The organism is Photobacterium minamisatsumaniensis, from assembly GCF_050336695.1.
GTDB classification, from domain to species: Bacteria; Pseudomonadota; Gammaproteobacteria; order Enterobacterales; family Vibrionaceae; genus Photobacterium; species Photobacterium minamisatsumaniensis.
In genome coordinates this window covers 100,463-119,027 of record NZ_JAKJSI010000010.1, presented here as the reverse complement: position 1 = coordinate 119,027, position 18,565 = coordinate 100,463, and the positions used below count along the sequence as shown (strand labels likewise).

General features: G+C 46.5%; 15 protein-coding genes and 2 pseudogenes. 9 read left to right on the top strand and 8 right to left on the bottom strand.

The genetic code is table 11. The features are described 5' to 3' along the window. Nucleotides 1–12: 12 nt before the first annotated feature. Nucleotides 13–927 carry a uroporphyrinogen-III C-methyltransferase gene (gene cobA, locus L4D78_RS00940; protein WP_428465207.1) on the bottom strand — a complete coding sequence of 305 codons (915 nt, stop codon included), beginning with the start codon at nt 925–927 and terminating at the stop codon, nt 13–15. Nucleotides 928–1,310: 383 nt separating this feature from the next. Between cobA and L4D78_RS00935 the strand changes: the two genes are divergently transcribed. The 7 genes from L4D78_RS00935 (at nt 1,311) to L4D78_RS00905 (ending at nt 11,737) form a co-directional block, all read left to right on the top strand. After that, on the top strand, nt 1,311–4,019 hold the full coding sequence (locus L4D78_RS00935) for a molybdopterin-dependent oxidoreductase (protein ID WP_428465206.1): 2,709 nt from the start codon (nt 1,311–1,313) through the stop codon (nt 4,017–4,019). A gap of 99 nt (nt 4,020–4,118) precedes the next feature. Continuing rightward, a complete protein-coding gene (locus L4D78_RS00930; RefSeq protein WP_428465205.1) occupies nt 4,119–4,853 on the top strand; it encodes a GntR family transcriptional regulator in 735 nt (244 codons plus the stop codon). 443 nt (nt 4,854–5,296) lie between these two features. Next, the gene (gene xdhA, locus L4D78_RS00925; RefSeq protein WP_428465204.1) at nt 5,297–6,757 is read left to right on the top strand and encodes a xanthine dehydrogenase small subunit; all 1,461 of its coding nucleotides are present in this window, start codon (nt 5,297–5,299) and stop codon (nt 6,755–6,757) included. After that, the gene (xdhB, locus tag L4D78_RS00920; RefSeq protein ID WP_428465203.1) at nt 6,750–9,149 is read left to right on the top strand and encodes a xanthine dehydrogenase molybdopterin binding subunit; all 2,400 of its coding nucleotides are present in this window, start codon (nt 6,750–6,752) and stop codon (nt 9,147–9,149) included. The genes xdhA and xdhB overlap by 8 nt, the downstream gene beginning before the upstream one ends. Nucleotides 9,150–9,166: 17 nt before the next feature. Continuing rightward, nucleotides 9,167–10,042, top strand: coding sequence for a xanthine dehydrogenase accessory protein XdhC (gene xdhC / locus L4D78_RS00915; protein WP_428465202.1), 876 nt, complete (start codon nt 9,167–9,169; stop codon nt 10,040–10,042). After that, nucleotides 10,039–11,394, top strand: a complete 1,356-nt coding sequence (guaD, locus tag L4D78_RS00910) for a guanine deaminase (protein WP_428465201.1) — start codon at nt 10,039–10,041, stop codon at nt 11,392–11,394. Before xdhC ends, guaD begins: the two co-directional genes overlap by 4 nt. Nucleotides 11,395–11,410: 16 nt before the next feature. Then, nucleotides 11,411–11,737, top strand: a complete 327-nt coding sequence (locus L4D78_RS00905) for a hypothetical protein (protein ID WP_428465200.1) — start codon at nt 11,411–11,413, stop codon at nt 11,735–11,737. Between the two features lie 81 nt (nt 11,738–11,818). Here L4D78_RS00905 and L4D78_RS00900 read toward each other — a convergent pair whose 3' ends face one another. Beyond that, entirely contained in the window at nt 11,819–12,715 is an 897-nt protein-coding gene (locus tag L4D78_RS00900; RefSeq protein WP_428465199.1) for a LysR family transcriptional regulator, read from the bottom strand. 108 nt (nt 12,716–12,823) lie between these two features. Here L4D78_RS00900 and L4D78_RS00895 point away from each other — a divergent pair, with 108 nt between their 5' ends. Continuing rightward, on the top strand, nt 12,824–13,435 hold the full coding sequence (locus L4D78_RS00895) for a LysE family translocator (RefSeq protein ID WP_428465198.1): 612 nt from the start codon (nt 12,824–12,826) through the stop codon (nt 13,433–13,435). 37 nt (nt 13,436–13,472) lie between these two features. On the opposite strand, the gene L4D78_RS00890 is transcribed toward L4D78_RS00895, so the two are convergent. Next, nucleotides 13,473–14,294 carry an AraC family transcriptional regulator gene (locus L4D78_RS00890; RefSeq protein WP_428465197.1) on the bottom strand — a complete coding sequence of 274 codons (822 nt, stop codon included), beginning with the start codon at nt 14,292–14,294 and terminating at the stop codon, nt 13,473–13,475. A gap of 114 nt (nt 14,295–14,408) precedes the next feature. Between L4D78_RS00890 and L4D78_RS00885 the strand changes: the two genes are divergently transcribed. Beyond that, complete coding sequence (locus L4D78_RS00885) at nt 14,409–14,882, top strand: YHS domain-containing (seleno)protein (RefSeq protein WP_428465196.1); 474 nt, start codon at nt 14,409–14,411, stop codon at nt 14,880–14,882. 81 nt (nt 14,883–14,963) lie between these two features. Here L4D78_RS00885 and L4D78_RS00880 read toward each other — a convergent pair. The 5 genes and pseudogenes from L4D78_RS00880 to puuE all read right to left on the bottom strand — a co-directional run. Continuing rightward, nucleotides 14,964–15,209: pseudogene (locus L4D78_RS00880) on the bottom strand (urate hydroxylase PuuD); the annotation flags it as partial. 138 nt (nt 15,210–15,347) lie between these two features. Beyond that, a pseudogene (locus tag L4D78_RS00875) lies at nt 15,348–16,235 on the bottom strand (urate hydroxylase PuuD); the annotation flags it as partial. Between the two features lie 42 nt (nt 16,236–16,277). Continuing rightward, nucleotides 16,278–16,835: an ureidoglycolate lyase gene (locus L4D78_RS00870; RefSeq protein ID WP_428465195.1), complete on the bottom strand. Its 558-nt coding sequence runs from the start codon at nt 16,833–16,835 to the stop codon at nt 16,278–16,280. A gap of 95 nt (nt 16,836–16,930) precedes the next feature. Continuing rightward, nucleotides 16,931–17,446: a 2-oxo-4-hydroxy-4-carboxy-5-ureidoimidazoline decarboxylase gene (gene uraD, locus L4D78_RS00865; protein WP_428465194.1), complete on the bottom strand. Its 516-nt coding sequence runs from the start codon at nt 17,444–17,446 to the stop codon at nt 16,931–16,933. A gap of 1 nt (nt 17,447) precedes the next feature. Continuing rightward, complete coding sequence (puuE, locus tag L4D78_RS00860; RefSeq protein WP_428465193.1) at nt 17,448–18,371, bottom strand: allantoinase PuuE; 924 nt, start codon at nt 18,369–18,371, stop codon at nt 17,448–17,450. Nucleotides 18,372–18,565 lie beyond the last annotated feature (194 nt).

Genomic DNA, 18,565 nt, shown 5'->3' with positions numbered 1-18,565 from the left:
GCCTTCCTTTGCTTATGCCGTCATTTTCGATTGTTGTTGCACTGACATTGCCGTCAGCCATTGCAACTGCTCTGCCAGTGATACAACCTCACCAACCACTATCAACGCTGGAGATTTCACTTGATGTTCATCAACCAATGACGAGAGCATTGATAAATCACCCGTGACAAGGCGTTGCTCAGGACAACATCCATTTTCAATTAAAGCGACTGGCGTATCAGCAGCCATTCCTGCCGAGATCAAACGCGTGGTGATCAACGCCGTTTTGCTCAGCCCCATATAAAACACCAAGGTATGATCAAGTTGCGCCAGTGCCTGCCAGTTTATATCGAGGGTTTTCTCAGCGTGTGCCGTCACAAACGTACACCCTTGTGACATACCACGGTGAGTCAACGGAATACCGGCATACGTTGTACATCCTGCCGCGGCGGTGATCCCCGGGACAACCTCCACGTCGATATCCAGCGTTTTAAGTGCCAACATTTCTTCGCTGCCTCGACCAAAAATGAAACTATCACCGCCTTTCAAGCGGCAAACAGATGAGCCTGCTTGTGCATATTCAATTAAAATTTGGTTTATCTCGTCTTGGCTAGCACTATGCTGCCCTTTTGCTTTACCGACATACACTGCTTTTGCTGTGGCTGGGAACAAAGCGCAAATATCATCACTAACAAGTCGGTCATATACGATGACATCTGCTTGCTCTATCGCTTTTAGTGCCTTGAGTGTTAATAACATTGGGTCACCTGGCCCAGCACCAACAAGGCTTACTCGGCCACTTCGCTGCTTGCGTAATAAGACTGACGAAGGGGTGATTGTTAATTGAGGGGCTAGCGATGAAAGTTGGCCTCGAGCTGGTAAATCAACAATCGCACTTTCATGTTTTTCTGCTTTATTTGACATTTCATCCTCACTCGTACTTTCCATGTACGCTGCTATTGCTATGAATTCAGAACAGCAAAGACAGTGCCAAATCGATTACGCATGTGACATAACATAAGCAAATTATTGTTTTTAAAGTGATTTAATTTTTTATTTTATCTTCTACTCTCATCGTTTTACTTATCCAGCAATTCATACACTGCACTTAACTTGTGCAAAAATGCCGTTCATTGCACCAATCCATATCGCCATACGATATAAAACACCACAGGGTATACCCACAAAGTATTATACCCAGAGTAAACGCCCACAAAAAAGAAAGAATAAAGAATTTAGCTTTGCTTTATCACATTTTATCAGCGAATAAATAGTTGGCGCGGTTATTGCCGTTATCAGCAGTAAGGAAATTGACATCGAGGTAAATAACGATGAGTGACAGCACCGATAAATGGATTAAAACCACCTGCGCATACTGTGGCGTAGGCTGTGGCATAGAAGCCAAGCCGAACGCCCAAGGCACGCTTGATATCAGAGGAGATACTGAGCACCCTGCAAATTATGGCAAGCTATGCACTAAAGGGCTCACATTGGGGGAAACTGTCGGCCATCAGGGCCGTCTACTCACACCATCAATACATGGCGAATCATGCCAGTGGGATCAAGCTTTAGATTACGTTGCTGAGCAGTTTAACCAAGTCATCGAACAACATGGTCGGCAAGCAGTCGCTTTTTATGTCTCAGGGCAATTACTCACCGAAGATTACTATGTCGCCAATAAGCTGATGAAGGGATTCATTGGCAGCAGCAATATTGATACGAATTCAAGGCTCTGCATGTCATCGTCTGTCGCGGGCCATAAGCGAGCATTCGGTGCTGATATTGTACCCGGCTGTTATGAGGATATTGAGCAAGCTGAGTTAGTGATCTTGACAGGTTCAAACCTCGCTTGGTGTCATCCGGTATTATTTCAACGATTAAAAGCCGCCAAAGCCAAGCAAAACACCAAAGTCGTGGTTATTGACCCACGTAAAACAGCGAGTTGTGATATTGCCGACCTGTACTTACCATTAAAATCTGGGAGTGATGTTGCTTTATTCAATGGTTTGTTGGCCTATCTAACTAAACATCGATACCTCAACCAACAATATATAGAAGCCCACACCGAAGGCTTTGACCTCACACTGGCTACCGTGGGTGACTTTGCCGCCTTAGATCAAGTGCAAGCAGCAACAGGGTTATCAGCAAAACAAATCAATGACTTTTATCAGCTCTTTGCCCAAACCAATAAAACCGTTACCGTATACTCGCAAGGCGTGAATCAATCGACATCGGGCACCGACAAAGTCAACAGTATCATTAACTGCCACCTTGCCACAGGACGCGTCGGCCAACCGGGTAGCACCCCGTTTTCAGTAACAGGCCAACCTAATGCGATGGGAGGGCGTGAAGTTGGCGGACTTGCCAATATGCTGGCAAGCCATATGGATTTTAATAATGCAGACCATCACCGTCTAATTAGCCAATTTTGGCAAACAGACACCCTTGCCCAAGCCCCAGGGCGAAAAGCCATGGCAATGTTTGATGCTATCGAGCAGGGTGAAATTAAAGCGATTTGGATAATGGCAACCAACCCCGCCGTCAGCCTGCCAGACAACCAACGAATAAATAAAATTCTTGATGAGTGCCCATTAGTCGTCGTTTCTGACTGTATGGCAGACACTGATACCCTGCGCCATGCCCATGTTAAACTGCCCGCTCAAGGCTGGAGTGAAAAATCCGGTACCGTGACCAATTCCGAGCGACGAATATCACGCCAACGACGTTTACTGCCCACCCCAGGAGAAGGAAAACCCGATTGGTGGATCATCAGTGAAGTAGCCAAAAGAATGGGTTTTTTTGATGCATTCCCTTATCAGCATGAAGCTGATATTTTTAAAGAATACAGTCAATTAACAGCATTCGATAACTATGGAAAAACAGCCCGTCCCCTCAACCTTTCAGGATTGAGTCAACTGAGCAGCAAAGAGTATCATCAGCTTTCACCCCAGCAATGGCCAGTACATAACATTAACCAACCGACACCTCGGCTTTTGGGAGACGGTCAATTTGCAACGCCGTCAGGCAAAGCTCAGTTTATTGCTTGCCAGTTTGAGCCACCAATTGCTCAGCCAAATGCTAGCTCTCCGTTTATTCTGAATACCGGACGGGTCCGCGATCACTGGCATACGATGACACGCAGTGGATTATCACCTCGCTTATCTGAGCATACCAACGAGCCTTTTGTCATGGTTCACCCCGATGACGCAACACGCCATCAGCTCACACCAGACGGTATCGTCAAGCTAAGCAACGAATATGGTCAAGCTCACTTTCGTCTGATAACCAGCAAAGATGTCCAACCTAATAATCTATTTGCCCCCTTTCACTGGAACGACAGCAATAGCAACATGGGAAAAGTAACGGCGTTGATCAGCCCGCACACAGACCCGATATCGGGACAACCAGAGTTTAAGCACACCCCCGTCGCCATCACTCCTTTTGCATCCGAAAGCACAGCGATACTGGTCACACGTATCAAAATAAATACCCAAGCCCTCAACGCGCTACCCAATACATTTTGGACTCATCAAACAATGCACCGAGGTCACCTGTATCGTATATCTTCCAATGCACTCCCAACTTGGCTAAATGAACACTTGCAGCGCTTACTCTCCCCCCAAACGGAGACACTCAATCATCCGCACGCCAAGCAGCAGATCATTACCATCAATACCAGTGATGAACGACGCTTCGCAAAACTGGTGGCGGGAAAAATCGAAGCCGCTTTGGTTATTTCACGTGATATACAGCAACATGATACTGAATACCTATTTACCCTACTTGGCCGGACACTCAACGACAGCGTAGTACAGTCACTGTTCACAGGAAAAACGGATCCAAAACAGCGAGCAGGAAGAATGGTATGTGTGTGCAAAAAAATAGGAGAAAAAGCCATCTGCCAAGCCATAAAAAATCAGCAACTCACAACAGTACAGCAAGTCGCTCAAACCACCCAAGCAGGCACAGGGTGTGGCAGTTGCACGGCCGAAATTCAAAACCTGCTTGAACAAAACCCAATCGTGCATACAAAAACATGACGCAGCTAGAAAATTGTATACAAAACCCAGTATTCTTTGCCTGCAAACGCCATAATAGATTTATATGTTTTATCAGGCGAAAGAGGATTTTGCATCAGCATGACAAGCCTTAATAAGTCGGTGCGAAAAAAGAATAAGCCCAAATCTCCAAATCAAACTCAAGATGACATTGTCTACTGCCACATCTTTGACGCGATTCTTGAGCAGCGGTTACCGCCCGGCACAAAATTGAATGAAGAAGCACTGGCTGAAATATTCGGTGTTAGCCGAACCATTATCCGCCGTGCTTTACTCCGCCTCTCTTTAGAGCAAGTGGTTGTTATCCGACCAAACCGCGGTGCCATAGTGGCAGAGCCGACGATAGAAGAAGCCAAACAAATATTTAAAGCCCGTGAAATATTAGAACTCGCTATCACGGAATTGGCCGTAGAAAATGCAACCGCAGAGCAGATAAAAGAGTGCCGAAAATTAGTTGAAGAAGAATCTGCCGCCTACGAACAAGATGACCTAGGCCGCGGCATTCGTCTTTCTGGAGAGTTTCACCTCAAGATCGCCGAAATGGCTAACAATACACCACTGTTAACCTTCCAGCGTAGCCTTGTCTCACAGACATCACTCCTTATTGCACAGTATGAATCTGGCCACCAATCTAATTGCTCACTCGATGAACATACTATTTTACTTGATACCATTGAGGCCGGCGATAAATACACGGCAAATAAGCTAATGGTTGCCCACCTAAGCCATATCCGCTCAAAGCTAAACCTTGATGCAGAAGACACTTCTAACGATCTCCATGTCGTCTTCTCTAACGTGATCAAGCAAAAAAGTTAACCTCGATAAAGCCGCATCAACGCGGCTTCATCTTTATTTTGTACACAATTTTCCCCTCACTTCACCACAAAACAGTAACTTACTGATAGTTAACGATTTTAAAATCATGAACCCCATCCCTTCACAAAACACCCGCCAGCATATAAGCCCAGAAACTCAGCCATAACCAACTTTAAAACCCTAACATCTGCACGATTAACCACAGATATAACCATCCATTTTCTTTAAAGCCTTTCTTACTCACTTTTTTATTTATCTGACCCATTTAACACATAACTAACAGACTCGAAAAAACCTAACCCACTGATTATAAAGGATCATGATAATTCCCGCCCTCACACAGATGTTGCATTTTTGTAATCAAATAGTTGACCAAAAGGTCAATTTGAATAATTATTGACCCAAAGGTCAGAAAATAATCGAATCGACAACGAGGAGGTCTCTTGATTACGTTTTTACTCAATCAGGAAATAAAACAAGAAACAGATCTGTCTCCCAATATGACAGTGCTTAACTACCTGCGAACAAAAATCAATAAAACAGGTACAAAGGAGGGCTGTGGATCTGGTGACTGCGGTGCGTGTACCGTAGTCTTGGGTGAGCTGGTCAATGGTGAATTACGCTATCGTTCCGTAAACTCTTGCCTCACGTTTGTTTCTGCTTTGCACGGTAAGCAGCTGATCACGGTTGAAGACCTACAGAGCAACGATCATTCGCTGCATCCCGTTCAACAAGCTGTTGTCGATTTTCATGGCTCGCAATGTGGCTATTGCACCCCTGGTTTTATCATGTCGATGTTTGCCTTAGGCAAAAATTCACCTAACGCCAGTAAAGCCCAGGTCATGGAATCATTGGCCGGTAACTTATGCCGCTGTACCGGCTACCGCCCGATTGTCGATGCTGCCCTGTCACTTTCAACCGAAAAGCCACTACTTGATCAGTTTGCTGAATTAGAGCAGCAAACACTCACAAAGCTTGAATCCATTGCAGACGAGCCTGCTACATTAGCACTTGGCGATCTCTCCAGCTATTCACCCACGACTACCGATGAGCTTGCAGCTTTATTACTGGAACACCCAGAAGCTAAGCTGGTCGCAGGGGGGACAGATCTCGCCTTAGAAGTGACACAGTTCCATCGTGAAATTAAAACGTTGATCAGTGTAAATTTAGTCAACGACATGAAGGTGTGTGATACCGCAGGAGATAATATTGTTATTGGTGCCAACCTGCCGATCAGCGATAGCTACAGTACACTCCACCACTACTACCCAGATTTTGGCGAACTGCTGCACCGCTTTGCATCGCTGCAAGTTCGCAATCAAGGCACCCTCGGCGGCAACATTGCCAATGCGTCTCCTATTGGCGATGCGCCGCCACTCCTTATCGCCCTTGGCGCCAGTGTTCAGCTGCGCCGAGGCAATGAAACAAGAGTTCTTCCACTGGAAGATTACTTCATCAGCTATAAAGTCACCGTACAGCAGCCGTCGGAGTTTGTAGAAAAAATCATTATTCCTAAACCGCAGGCGATGAATAATCAAGCCCCTACATTTAGGGCTTATAAACTCTCCAAGCGTTTAGATGATGACATTTCGGCCGTCTGTGGTGCGTTTGATATCACCATTGAGAAAGGGATTGTGACCCATGCCTGTATCGCCTTTGGCGGCATGGCGGCGACCCCAAAACGCGCGACACATTGTGAACAGCAGTTACTTGATCAACCTTGGAATCTCACCACCATAAAAGCCGCAATGGCAGCGCTTAGTGACGATTTCGAGCCGCTATCTGATTTCAGGGCTAGCAAGGAATACCGCACCCTCACCGCAGCCAATATGCTCCACCGTTATTTCATTGAACAGCAAAATACCAACAACACGATTCAAACGAGGGTAACGTCTTATGTCTAATCAACACAAAGCGGCAATGAGCCACGAAGAGATGGTTGCCATCGCTAAACAAGACTTGAAAACGGGTGTTGGTAAAAGTGTTAAACATGATAGCGCTGCCAAGCAGGTCACTGGTGAAGCCGTCTATATTGACGACCGCTTGGAGTTTCCCAACCAACTTCATGTTTATGCGCGCCTTAGTACCCAAGCGCATGCAACCATTACCCATATTGACGTCAATCCATGCTACGAATTTGACGGTGTCGCCATTGCCATAACCAGTAAAGATGTACCGGGTCAACTCGATATCGGTGCGATTTTACCGGGCGATCCTCTTCTGGCTGATGGCAAAGTTGAGTACTACGGACAACCTGTTATCGCCGTCGCAGCCAATGATTTGGAAACGGCTCGTAAAGCAGCCCATGCGGCCATCATTGAGTATGCGCCATTACCCGCAATCCTTGATGTCAAAGAAGCATTAGCCAAAAAGCATTTTGTTACCGACAGCCACCAACAACAACGTGGTGACTCCGCCAGTGCATTAGCAAAGGCTCCGCATGTACTGGAAGGTGATATCGACATTGGCGGTCAGGAGCACTTCTACCTCGAGACCCAAGTCAGTAGCGTGATGCCGACCGAAGATGGTGGCATGATTGTCTATACCTCGACCCAAAACCCAACCGAAGTTCAGAAGTTAGTTGCGGAAGTATTGGGTGTACCGATGCATAAAATCGTGATTGATATGCGTCGTATGGGCGGCGGTTTTGGCGGTAAAGAAACCCAAGCCGCCTCGCCGGCCTGTCTATCGGCGGTGATTGCCCACTTAACCGGCCGGCCGACAAAAATGCGTTTACTGCGCAATGAAGACATGACCTCAACCGGCAAACGTCACCCGTTTTATAACCAGTATGAAGTCGGTTTTGACGATACTGGCCGCATCTGCGGCATTGATATTACCGTATCAGGTAATTGTGGCTACTCCCCCGATCTATCAAGCTCTATCGTCGATCGCGCCATGTTCCATTCCGATAACGCCTATTACCTTGGTGACGCTACTGTAACGGGCCACCGCTGTAAAACCAATACCGCCTCGAATACGGCTTATCGAGGTTTCGGTGGCCCGCAGGGCATGATGACCATTGAACACATCATGGATGAGATAGCACATTACCTGAAAAAAGATCCACTAGAGGTACGTAAGCGCAACTACTACGGTAAAGATGAACGCAATATCACCCACTATTACCAAACCGTCGAAGATAACTTTCTGCCGGAAATCACCGCTGAATTAGAAACCAGCAGTGACTATCATAACCGCCGTAAAGAGATTGCGGCATTCAATGCCAGCAGTCCGATATTAAAGAAAGGATTGGCGATCACCCCTGTGAAATTCGGTATCTCGTTTACCGCCACCTTCTTGAACCAAGCCGGTGCGCTTATCCATATCTATACCGATGGCAGTATTCACCTTAACCACGGTGGTACAGAAATGGGCCAAGGGCTAAATATCAAAGTTGCCCAGATCGTAGCCCAAGAATTCCAAGTGGATGTTGGACGTATTCAAATTACCTCAACCAATACTGATAAAGTGCCCAATACGTCACCGACAGCGGCATCGTCAGGCACCGATCTTAATGGTAAGGCAGCACAGAATGCGGCAATGACGATCAAACAACGTCTAATTGAATTTGCCAGCAGCCATTTCAGTGTCAGTCCCGAAGATGTCATTTTCAAAAATGGCATGGTTATAGTGCGAGAAAAGCTGATCCCATTCGAAGAGTTTATTCAACTGGCTTATTTCAACCAGGTTTCGCTCTCGAGCACAGGGTTTTACCGCACCCCAAAAATCTACTACGACCACCAGCAAGCCAAAGGCCGCCCATTCTATTACTTTGCCTACGGAGCCTCATGCTCAGAAGTCATTATCGACACCCTAACTGGCGAGTATAAAATTTTACGGGCAGATATTCTTCATGATGTCGGTGCATCACTCAACCCGGCGATTGATATCGGCCAAATTGAAGGCGGCTTTATCCAAGGCGTTGGCTGGCTGACAACTGAAGAGCTGATCTGGAATGAACAGGGCCGCTTAATGACCAATGGGCCTGCCAGCTACAAAATTCCGGCCATTGCCGACATGCCGATAGATTTTCGAACCCATTTACTGCAAAACCGCAGTAACCCTGAAGACACCGTCTTTAACTCTAAAGCCGTGGGCGAACCACCATTCATGCTAGGCATGTCGGTTTGGAGTGCCTTGAAAGACGCTATTGCTTCAGTTGCAGAAGACGGGACGATCCCCAAACTGGATACCCCTGCGACCCCAGAGCGCGTACTGATGGCAATTCAAGCAGTACAGCCCTCTTTTCACCAAGCCAAAGATCATCACAAGATCACCGAGCAGGCCGAGTAAGCATTAAGGAGTTGACGATGTTCAATGACAACTGGATACACGAGCTGGCAAAACTCGAAGAAAAAGGCGAAGCCTGTGTCATGGTCACGGTACTGGAAGATAAAGGCTCGGTACCTCGCGATGCTGGCACCAAAATGCTGGTCACACGCGACACACTTATCGCCACTATCGGTGGTGGCCACTTAGAACATTTAGCCACTCAAATGGCACGTGAAATGCTGCTGATTGGTGATCGCCATCTGAAAGTCGAGCAATTCAACCTTGGTGCACGCCTAGGGCAATGCTGTGGTGGCTCAGCGACCCTCAGCTTCGAGCCGATAGGCCAACAGCAAAACCACCTTGTCCTGTTTGGTGCCGGCCATGTGGCAAAAGCGTTATTGCATATTGTCTCTACCTTGCCTTTCAAGGTAACGTGGATAGACGAGCGGGAAAATGAATTCCCCGAGCAGCTGCTAATGGGCGTAACCAAGTTAGTGTCTGATGATCCGGTTGGCGAAATACGCCACATGCCGGCCAACAGCTACTACTTGGTAATGACCCATAATCATCAGCTGGATTTCGAATTGACTCGCGCCATTTTAGATAAAGGCGACAGTGCCTACTTCGGCATGATTGGTTCACTTACCAAGCGTAAGAAGTTTGATTACCGCCTGAGCCAGCGCGGCTATGACCAAACGGCAATCAACACCATGACTTGCCCTATCGGTATTGCATCGGTAAAAGGCAAGCACCCCGCAGAGATTGCCGTTTCAGTGGCGGGCGAGCTGATTGCGCATTATCAGGGCGAAACGATAGAGCAAAAACGCCCTAGCCAAACAAGTCGTCATGAGAACAGTCAACCAACGGATGAAGTTGATCCCGTACACAGTGAGTACACAAGGAACAAACAATGACAGCACAACGCAAGGCTTACCGATCTGCTATTTTGCATAGCATTGCTGATCCCAAAGATGTCGGGCTTGAGCACTCATACCAGTATTTTGAAGACGGTATCATGGTGGTAGAAGATGGCCACGTTGTCGATATTGGTAATGCCTACGAGGTATTGGCACGGCTACCACAAGCGGTAACCGTGGAGACCTTTGACAATAAGCTGATCACCTCTGGCTTTATCGACACCCATATCCATTACCCGCAAACAGGCATGATTGCCTCTTACGGTGAGCAGCTGCTCGATTGGCTGGAAAACTATACCTTCCCAGAAGAACTGCGATTTAAAAACCCGATTTATGCTCAACAAGTTGCCTCTCTGTTTTTAAACGAGCTGGCCAGCAACGGAACCACCACCGCGCTGGTGTTTGGTACGGTACATAAAGAGTCGGTTGATGTGTTTTTCCAAGAAGCAGAAAAACGCAACCTGCGGATGATAGCAGGCAAGGTATTGATGGATCGTAATGCGCCAGCCTACCTAACCGATACACCTGAGTCCGGTTATCACGACTCGAAAGCATTGATCGAGCGCTGGCACAACCGTGGTCGATTGCTCTATGCCGTTACACCACGCTTTGCCCCGACCAGTACCGACGAGCAGTTAGCAACCGTAGGCAAACTGCTAAAAGAATATCCTGACGTATACATGCACACGCATTTATCGGAAAACAAAAAAGAGATTGAGTGGGTACTCGATTTATTCCCAGAGCGGGAAAACTACCTCGATGTCTATGACCATTTCGGCTTACTGCATGACCGCTCAGTATTTGCCCACGGTATTCACCTGTCAGACTGCGAATGCCAAAGGTTGTCTGATACCGGCTCTGCGATTGCATTCTGTCCGACCTCAAACTTGTTCTTAGGCTCAGGGCTATTCAACCTACCGAGACTGGAAAAATTCAAGGTCAATGTCGGCATGGGTACCGATGTAGGTGCAGGCACCAGCTTTTCAATGCTACAAACCATGAGTGAAGCCTACAAAGTTATGCAGCTTCAGCAAGAGAAGCTTCACCCCGTCAAGTCACTCTTTCTGGCGACCCTTGGTGGTGCTAAAGCCCTGCGCTTAGATGACAAAATTGGCAACCTTGCCGTCGGGAAAGAAGCTGATTTCGTCGTGCTTGATTTGCATGCCACCCAGCTAATGCGGTTTAGGATGAAACAAGCTAAGACCCTTGAAGAGAAGCTATTCGTACTCATGAGCCTTGGTGATGACCGTACGGTTAGCCAAACCTATATCTATGGTGAAAAAGCATACGACATAAAAGGCAATGACGGTACTAAAGGCAATAACAACATTCACCAACTTGCAGGCTAAACAGGAAACTCCGGATATGGCAAATAACAAAAACCCGCAAACCAGAATCACAACTGTATTGCAACGCATGACCGATCTCGTCGAGGCCGACCCTCGTTTTTCCGAGCTGTTTGCTCCTGATCTAAATCGCCTACTCGATAGTATAAAAGACAGTGAGGGCTTTGGCCTACACGGTGAACTTGATCCGCGCGGTGATGCCCGCCTTGGCCAATTCAGCATTGATCATGTCGCTGGTGTTGATGATGACTGCCCTCATGGCACGCCAACCACCCATGATTGCGAGCTACGTATCCAGCATGGTGTTTGTTCTGGCTGTGGCCGACAAACTATTTACCCTCGGTAGGCTATTTCAAACGAAATAGCAGACTGAAAGGCACCACTAACCCTAGCAATATCCTTTAAATCGTTTTGTTTGTGTTTGACATTACCCCAGTGAAAGCTGGGGATTTTTTTCGTTTTCCGTCGGTGTGCATAATCGCAAGCTTTGCTGTAACCAATGGGTAAAGTTCAACTCCAGCTCATCACCAGAGCCCTGCTGACTCAGTAAGATGTAATCATGCCCAGATAAAACAAAACCGAATGGCGCAATTAAATTTCCGCGTTTCAAATCATCAAAGACCAACGGATACGCACCTATCGCCGCCCCTAGCCCATCAACCGCAGCTTGAAAGCAGAAGTAAAAATGCGCAAAGGTTTGATAACTATTGCCGCTTAGGGCCTGACCACCAACACAACCTGACCAGTCATCCCAAGCTTGTGGTCTTGTTTGGCTGTGCAAAAGCTTCACTTTCGTTAAATCGTGTTTTATCTGCTCCCAATAATCTGGAGCAAACACCGGACCAACCCATTCCTCAACAAGTTTTGTCTTTCTATAATCATGTTGCAGTTTAAAATCATCACGCCGGATGGCTAACGACAACCCCGTCGACCCTAATGTGACAGGACCACCAGCCGTTGACAGCCTGACATCTATCCCCGACTGTTCATGAAACGCCGATAAACGCGGCATCAACCAACGCATTGTTAGTGTTGGCTCGCAAGAAACCTCCAAGCACAGTTTCTTCAGCTGATTGAGCTTATCCACCCCCATTTCTAAGGTTTGGAATGCTTGCTCTGTATAGCCTTTTAATAATTCACCTTCTTGGGTTAAGTACAAGTTCCGCCCTTGCTTATAAAACAAAGATTGAGATAAGTGGCTTTCAAGGGTCTTTATTTGTTTACTTACCGCACCATGGGTGATGTTTAATTTAATAGCAGCTTCACTAAAGCTCTGCGATGTTGCTGCTATATGGAATACATGAAAGGCTTTCAAATGTCTCACGTGTGACTTTTCCTCACAGGTTGCAAGATTTCATTTCGATTATAGCCAGCATTAAAAACACATACAATGAGCCCTAATTACACATAACATATCGAATATGAGGTACATATGGAGCTTTTAAGTCTTGCTATCTTCGGCATCCTAATTGTTATCAGTCCGGGGGCTGATTTCGTTGTAGTCTTAAAAAACAGTCTTAATCAGGGCAGAAAAGCAGGCGTTTGGACAGCAATAGGCATTAGCTTGGCTATTTGTGTACATATTAGTTATTCACTATTAGGAATAAGCTACTTAATCTCACAGAATGCGGCACTGTTCGCCTCGATTAAATATGCAGGTGCTGCGTATTTGATCTTCATCGGAATTAAAGGCCTCATTAGTGATAGTGCTGAGGTTGAGCTATCGGCTGGAGAGCTAAATAAAGTAACTGCACCTCAGTTTTTAATACAAGGCTTTTTATGTAATGTACTCAATCCAAAAACAATGCTCTTTTTCCTCAGCATCTTCAGCCAGCTTATTTCCCCTGATATGGATGAAAACAGCACGGCATTGTTATATGGGGGGTATATGATCATTGTGCATGCCCTTTGGTTCAGTCTCGTGGCTATACTATTCACATCAAAAGCGCTCCAATCGCCGTTGATTAGAATGAAGAAAAGGCTCAATCAAGTTTGCGGAGCGGGGTTAATTACGTTTGGTTCTTTACTTGCTATCAAGTCTTAAAAGATAACAGCCTAAACGTTGAATTTAGCGTTAATATTTAATAATTTATAGCAACCCAAGCCTTCGGTGACATACCTGTTTTCTTACGAAATGCACGGGCAAAGCCAGAGGTGTTGCTATACCCAACTTCTATTGCAACATAACTGATAGGCATGCCCTTTTTCAGCATGCTTTGGGCAATGGTCATTTTCCAGCCAAGGATATAATCACCGGGGGGCACGCCCAAGACTTGGCGGAAAGTTTCGATAAAGGTAGTCCGTGACATTGCTGCTTGCCGAGCAAGTTCAGGCACTGTTCGTGTTATTTCAGGGTGCTGGTGGATCAACAGTAACACAGACGCAATTTTGGGGTGACTTAAGCCTGCAAGCATACCTTGGGTAACAACGTTCTGTGCGACCAGCTCCCTGAGTAGCATCACTATCAGCACCTCCGTTAGCCTGTCCATGACTAGAGCTCGCCCGTGCCGACAGTCGTGTACCTCTTCGAATAAACTGCTCACAATACCCGCCAAACTTGGGCTGCGCGACAGCGGTAATAAAACCATTTCAGGTAAGGCGCTGGCTATTGGGCTATGCCGACCTGCACCATAGCTCACCTCCGCACAGACCACTTCGGCATGGTCCTCTTGGCTGGCATGCAAACGGTGACCTGTTGGCTTGGGGAACAACAGTAAGCTCGGCTCGGTTAATACCAACTTCTGCCCTGCTCTTTGTACGGTTAGCGTGCCAGTCTTGAGCAGATGTAAGTGGCCCACCGCATTATGTTTTTTCTCAAATTGAGAGACTCCACACAGCTGCCCCGAATAAAACACCCCGGCAGAAACTGAAAATCGACTCAATACCTCTGACAGCGGATCCATGCCGTTACCTCGTACGATTGGTATAAAAAAGCGGATGATAATATCTCAAACGTTCAATATTCACGTCTAAATTATAGTCAATGCCAACCGGTAACTCGAAAACGGAGATCCACTATGAGTATGTTCATTCAATTCATTCGCCTTACAGTCGCTATCGCGCTGTTAAGCATTTCGACGATAACCTTTAGTGCAGATGTGGGTATAAGTACCGATAGTAACGACATCGCGATTAAAGGTTACGATCCTGTCGCCTACTTCACCGACAGCAAAGCAGTTAAGGGAGATCCGTCACTAACCGCCACCTATCAAAACGCGATTTACCAATTTAGCAGTACCGATAATCGTGATGCATTCAAAAAGGCCCCTGAAAAATATGTCCCCCAATATGGTGGTTATTGTGCTTTTGGTGTGGCAATGGGCAAGAAGTTTGAAACGGATCCGAATGCATGGAAATTGGTCGATGGAAAACTGTATTTGAACCTTGATAAAAGTGTCCAGAAACGTTGGTTAGAGAATGTCTCAGGCTATATCTATACAGCCAATACCAACTGGGTCACCATCAAAGCTGTTGATGCTGAAAAACTGTAAAAAGAAAACCCCAGCCACTTTCGTGGCTGGGGGTGCACAGATTTGATGCAATAGAGATTGTTACAACGGATAGAACATCTTTTACTGAATAATAGCCCCTTGCTCAACCCAATCACCGATAAGCTGACGCTCTGCATCGGTCATTTGCGTCAGGTTGCCCAGTGGCATCACTTTAGTCTGTACTGACTGCGCCATGATCCTCGGTACATTCACCTTAATTTCATCAGCAGTGTCTAAAATCACCCCGCCAGGAGCAGTCTGGAATGCAGCATGAGTTGGCGTAGCTGAGTGACATACACTACAACGTTCTTGGATAACCGTATTGACTGACGCAAACGCAATACCATTACTGCTACTTGTCGCTGCAATATCACCCGCAACGCCTTCAGTAGAATGATTCGCCGCCGGTGCATTTGCTTCTGTCGGCACTGCCACCGTGGCTGGCGCCGAAGGACGGTTCATGTTAGGTGACGTTACAAAAGCAAGTGTGATCATGCCAAATGCTGCGACAGGTAATGCCCAAGCAAACTTTTGGCTACCATGACGGGTATTAAAGTAATGGCGGATCAAGATACTGAACACTGCTAGCCCAGCCAAAATTAGCCAGTTGTATTGTGAGCCATACGTACTTGGAAAGTGGTTACTGATCATTATGAACAGTACTGGTAGCGTCAGGTAGTTATTATGACGAGAGCGTAGTAAACCTTTTGCAGGCAATGCTGGATCAGGTTCGCGCTTCTCTTCGATAGCCTTCACCAAATTGCGCTGTGCTGGCATGATAACCCGAAAGACGTTACCCACCATGATAGTACCAATAATGGCACCAACATGTATGTATGCGCCTCGGCCACTAAAGACTTGCGTTAGACCATAAGCCGTTCCCACTAAAGCCAAGAACAGAATGATCCCTAGCAGTAACGGTGTCTTGCCTAATGGCGAATTACACAGCAGATCATACACAAACCACCCTGCTACTAACGAACCGATGCCTAAAGCAATCGCGGTTGTTGGATCAATACCTGAGCCTGGGGCTATCAAGTAAATCTCAGCATTAAGGTAGTAAACGACACCCAATAAACACACGCCTGATATCCATGTGAAGTAAGCTTCCCATTTGAACCAGTGTAAATGTTCAGGCATTTCTGGCGGCGCAAGCTTGTACTTTTCAAGGTGATAAATACCGCCACCATGAATAGCCCATAAATCGCCAGATAGGCCAGTTTTTGGATTGACCCTGTTAAGGTTGTTTTCCAACCAAACAAAGTAAAATGATGCGCCAATCCATGCTATCCCCACAACCATGTGAACCCAGCGAATCGCTAAATTCAACCATTCCGTCATATGTGGATCCATAATTAACTCCTTTTTATGGCACCTTGATTGCTCCCTGGCTTATCAAGATGCAGCTGATACGAGACGCTGATCCCCCTGCTGCGTTAGCGCATCTATGGCTAACTCTAGCTGCACATCATCACTGAAAAACACCTCATCACAATTGTTGCCAGGGCCTGCCCTATCAACAATGAGGAACTGATCTTTATCCGTTAAAGTCAGTACAGGATGATGCCACACCCCCTTGTGGTAATTGACACCTTGCCTACCATTACTGAAGAAAGCCCGTAATTGACTAGGGTCTGGCGTGTCACCTTTAGGGGCAACAAGGATCAGGTACGGATTGCCAAGCAGCGGAATAAAAGCCTGTGAGCCTAGCGGGTGACGCTCCATCATCTTGACAGGTAACGGGTATTCCAGCGGTGTCGCCTGGAAAATACTAATGATTGGTTCTCCACCACCTTCAGTGACATCAACATCTGCCATTCTGTGGTAACGACGGGTCGAGCCGTTGTTAATCATGAAGTATTCACTCACGTCTTTATCAATCACATCACCAAATGGCGCAAACGCCTCTCGAGTTAGCGGTTCAATGGTGAGCTGACGGGCTGGTAGGCTCATTTTATCCTTCTCCTTGGTCATACATAATTTCAAGCACTCGCAGATGAGTAACGTTTCTCAACGTATTGCCGGTAATAGTCGTCTCTCCTTGTGACTTACATATCCCGGAGGCGGAACAAAGCGATCTTATTGATCTCTTCTATCGCGGTTGCAAACTCAGTTTCACTATCATTGCCTAATCGCACCTCGAAGGAATCAAGAATTTGATAACGATTGGCCCCTTTCACTGCCATGATGAAAGGGAAATTGAAACGCTCTTTGTAGCTATTATTAAAATCCGTAAATTGCGTAAACTCATCAGCAGAGCATTGGTCTATGCCTGCGCCTGCTTGTTCTGACGTTGACGCAGCGGTTAGCTCGCCGTTAACCGCCGCTCTTCCTGCTAAATCAGGGTGAGCATTGATTAGGGCTAACTGCTTTTCTTTACTAGCCGCAACCAGTATGGCAGCCATTTTTTTATGCAAAGATTCAATCTTATTATCACCCGGGACAAGCCCATCATCGAAGGCAGCTTCTGCCACCCAAGGGCTGTGCTCGTATATGTCAGCAAATTGGCTGACAAACGCGTCACGTGACAAGGTAGTAGGGCGACAGGTTTGAAATTCAGCCATCTTAATATTCCTTCATGCTTTGATGCGGGTGGTGTTCATGCCAGTGTTTGGCAATATCAATACGGCGGCATAGCCATACATTATCGTGTTGTTTCACGTAATCGAGAAAACGCTTCAGTGACGCAATGCGACCCGGCTTACCAATCAAGCGGCAATGTAGCCCTACCGACATCATCTTCGGCGCGGTTTCACCTTCTTCATATAAGGTATCGAACGTATCTTTGAGGTACTGAAAAAACTGCTCACCAGAATTAAAACCTTGAGCGGTCGCAAAGCGCATGTCGTTCACATCGAGGGTATACGGGATCACCAACTGTGGTTTATCGCCTTCCTCATGCCAATAGGGTAAATCGTCGTCATACGCATCGGAGTCGTATAAGAAGCCACCTTCTTCGGCCACCAATTTACGGGTATTCGGCCCAGTACGGCCGGTATACCAACCTAATGGACGCTCTCCCGTGATCTTGGTGATAATTTCAATAGCCTTCACCATGTGGTCACGTTCTTCCGATTTATCCATATATTGATAGTCAATCCAACGATAACCGTGGCTACAAATTTCATGCTTTGCTTCCACCATGGCTTTTGCAACATCAGGGTGGCGCTCTAGTGCCATCGCCACAGCAAAAATAGTCAGTGGGATATCATATTGCTCAAACAAACGCAGTAAGCGCCACACCCCAGCTCGGCTGCCGTATTCATAAATAGATTCCATGCTCATATGGCGAACACCTGCTAAAGACTGCGCACCTGGCATTTCTGATAAGAAAGCTTCTGACTCATCGTCCCCATGCAATACGCAACGCTCGCCACCTTCTTCATAATTTAAGACAAATGAAACGGCAACTCTAGCATTGCCCGGCCATTGAGGATGCGGTGGCACTTTTCCATAGCCAATGAGGTTTCGTGGATAATCGTTACTCATTGAAGACTCCTTGATCAATACGCTGCTCAAATAATTTAGACTGCGCTCACATGTGTGTTTTACCTGTCGAGACGCTCTTTTAATTAAGTTGTACCATAAATTGTATACAATCCAAATCTAAAATGTAAATTTTTTGTTTATTTTTTAAATGCCAACTGGCCCACCCACTTAAAGCCTGTTTTAACAGTAGTTAA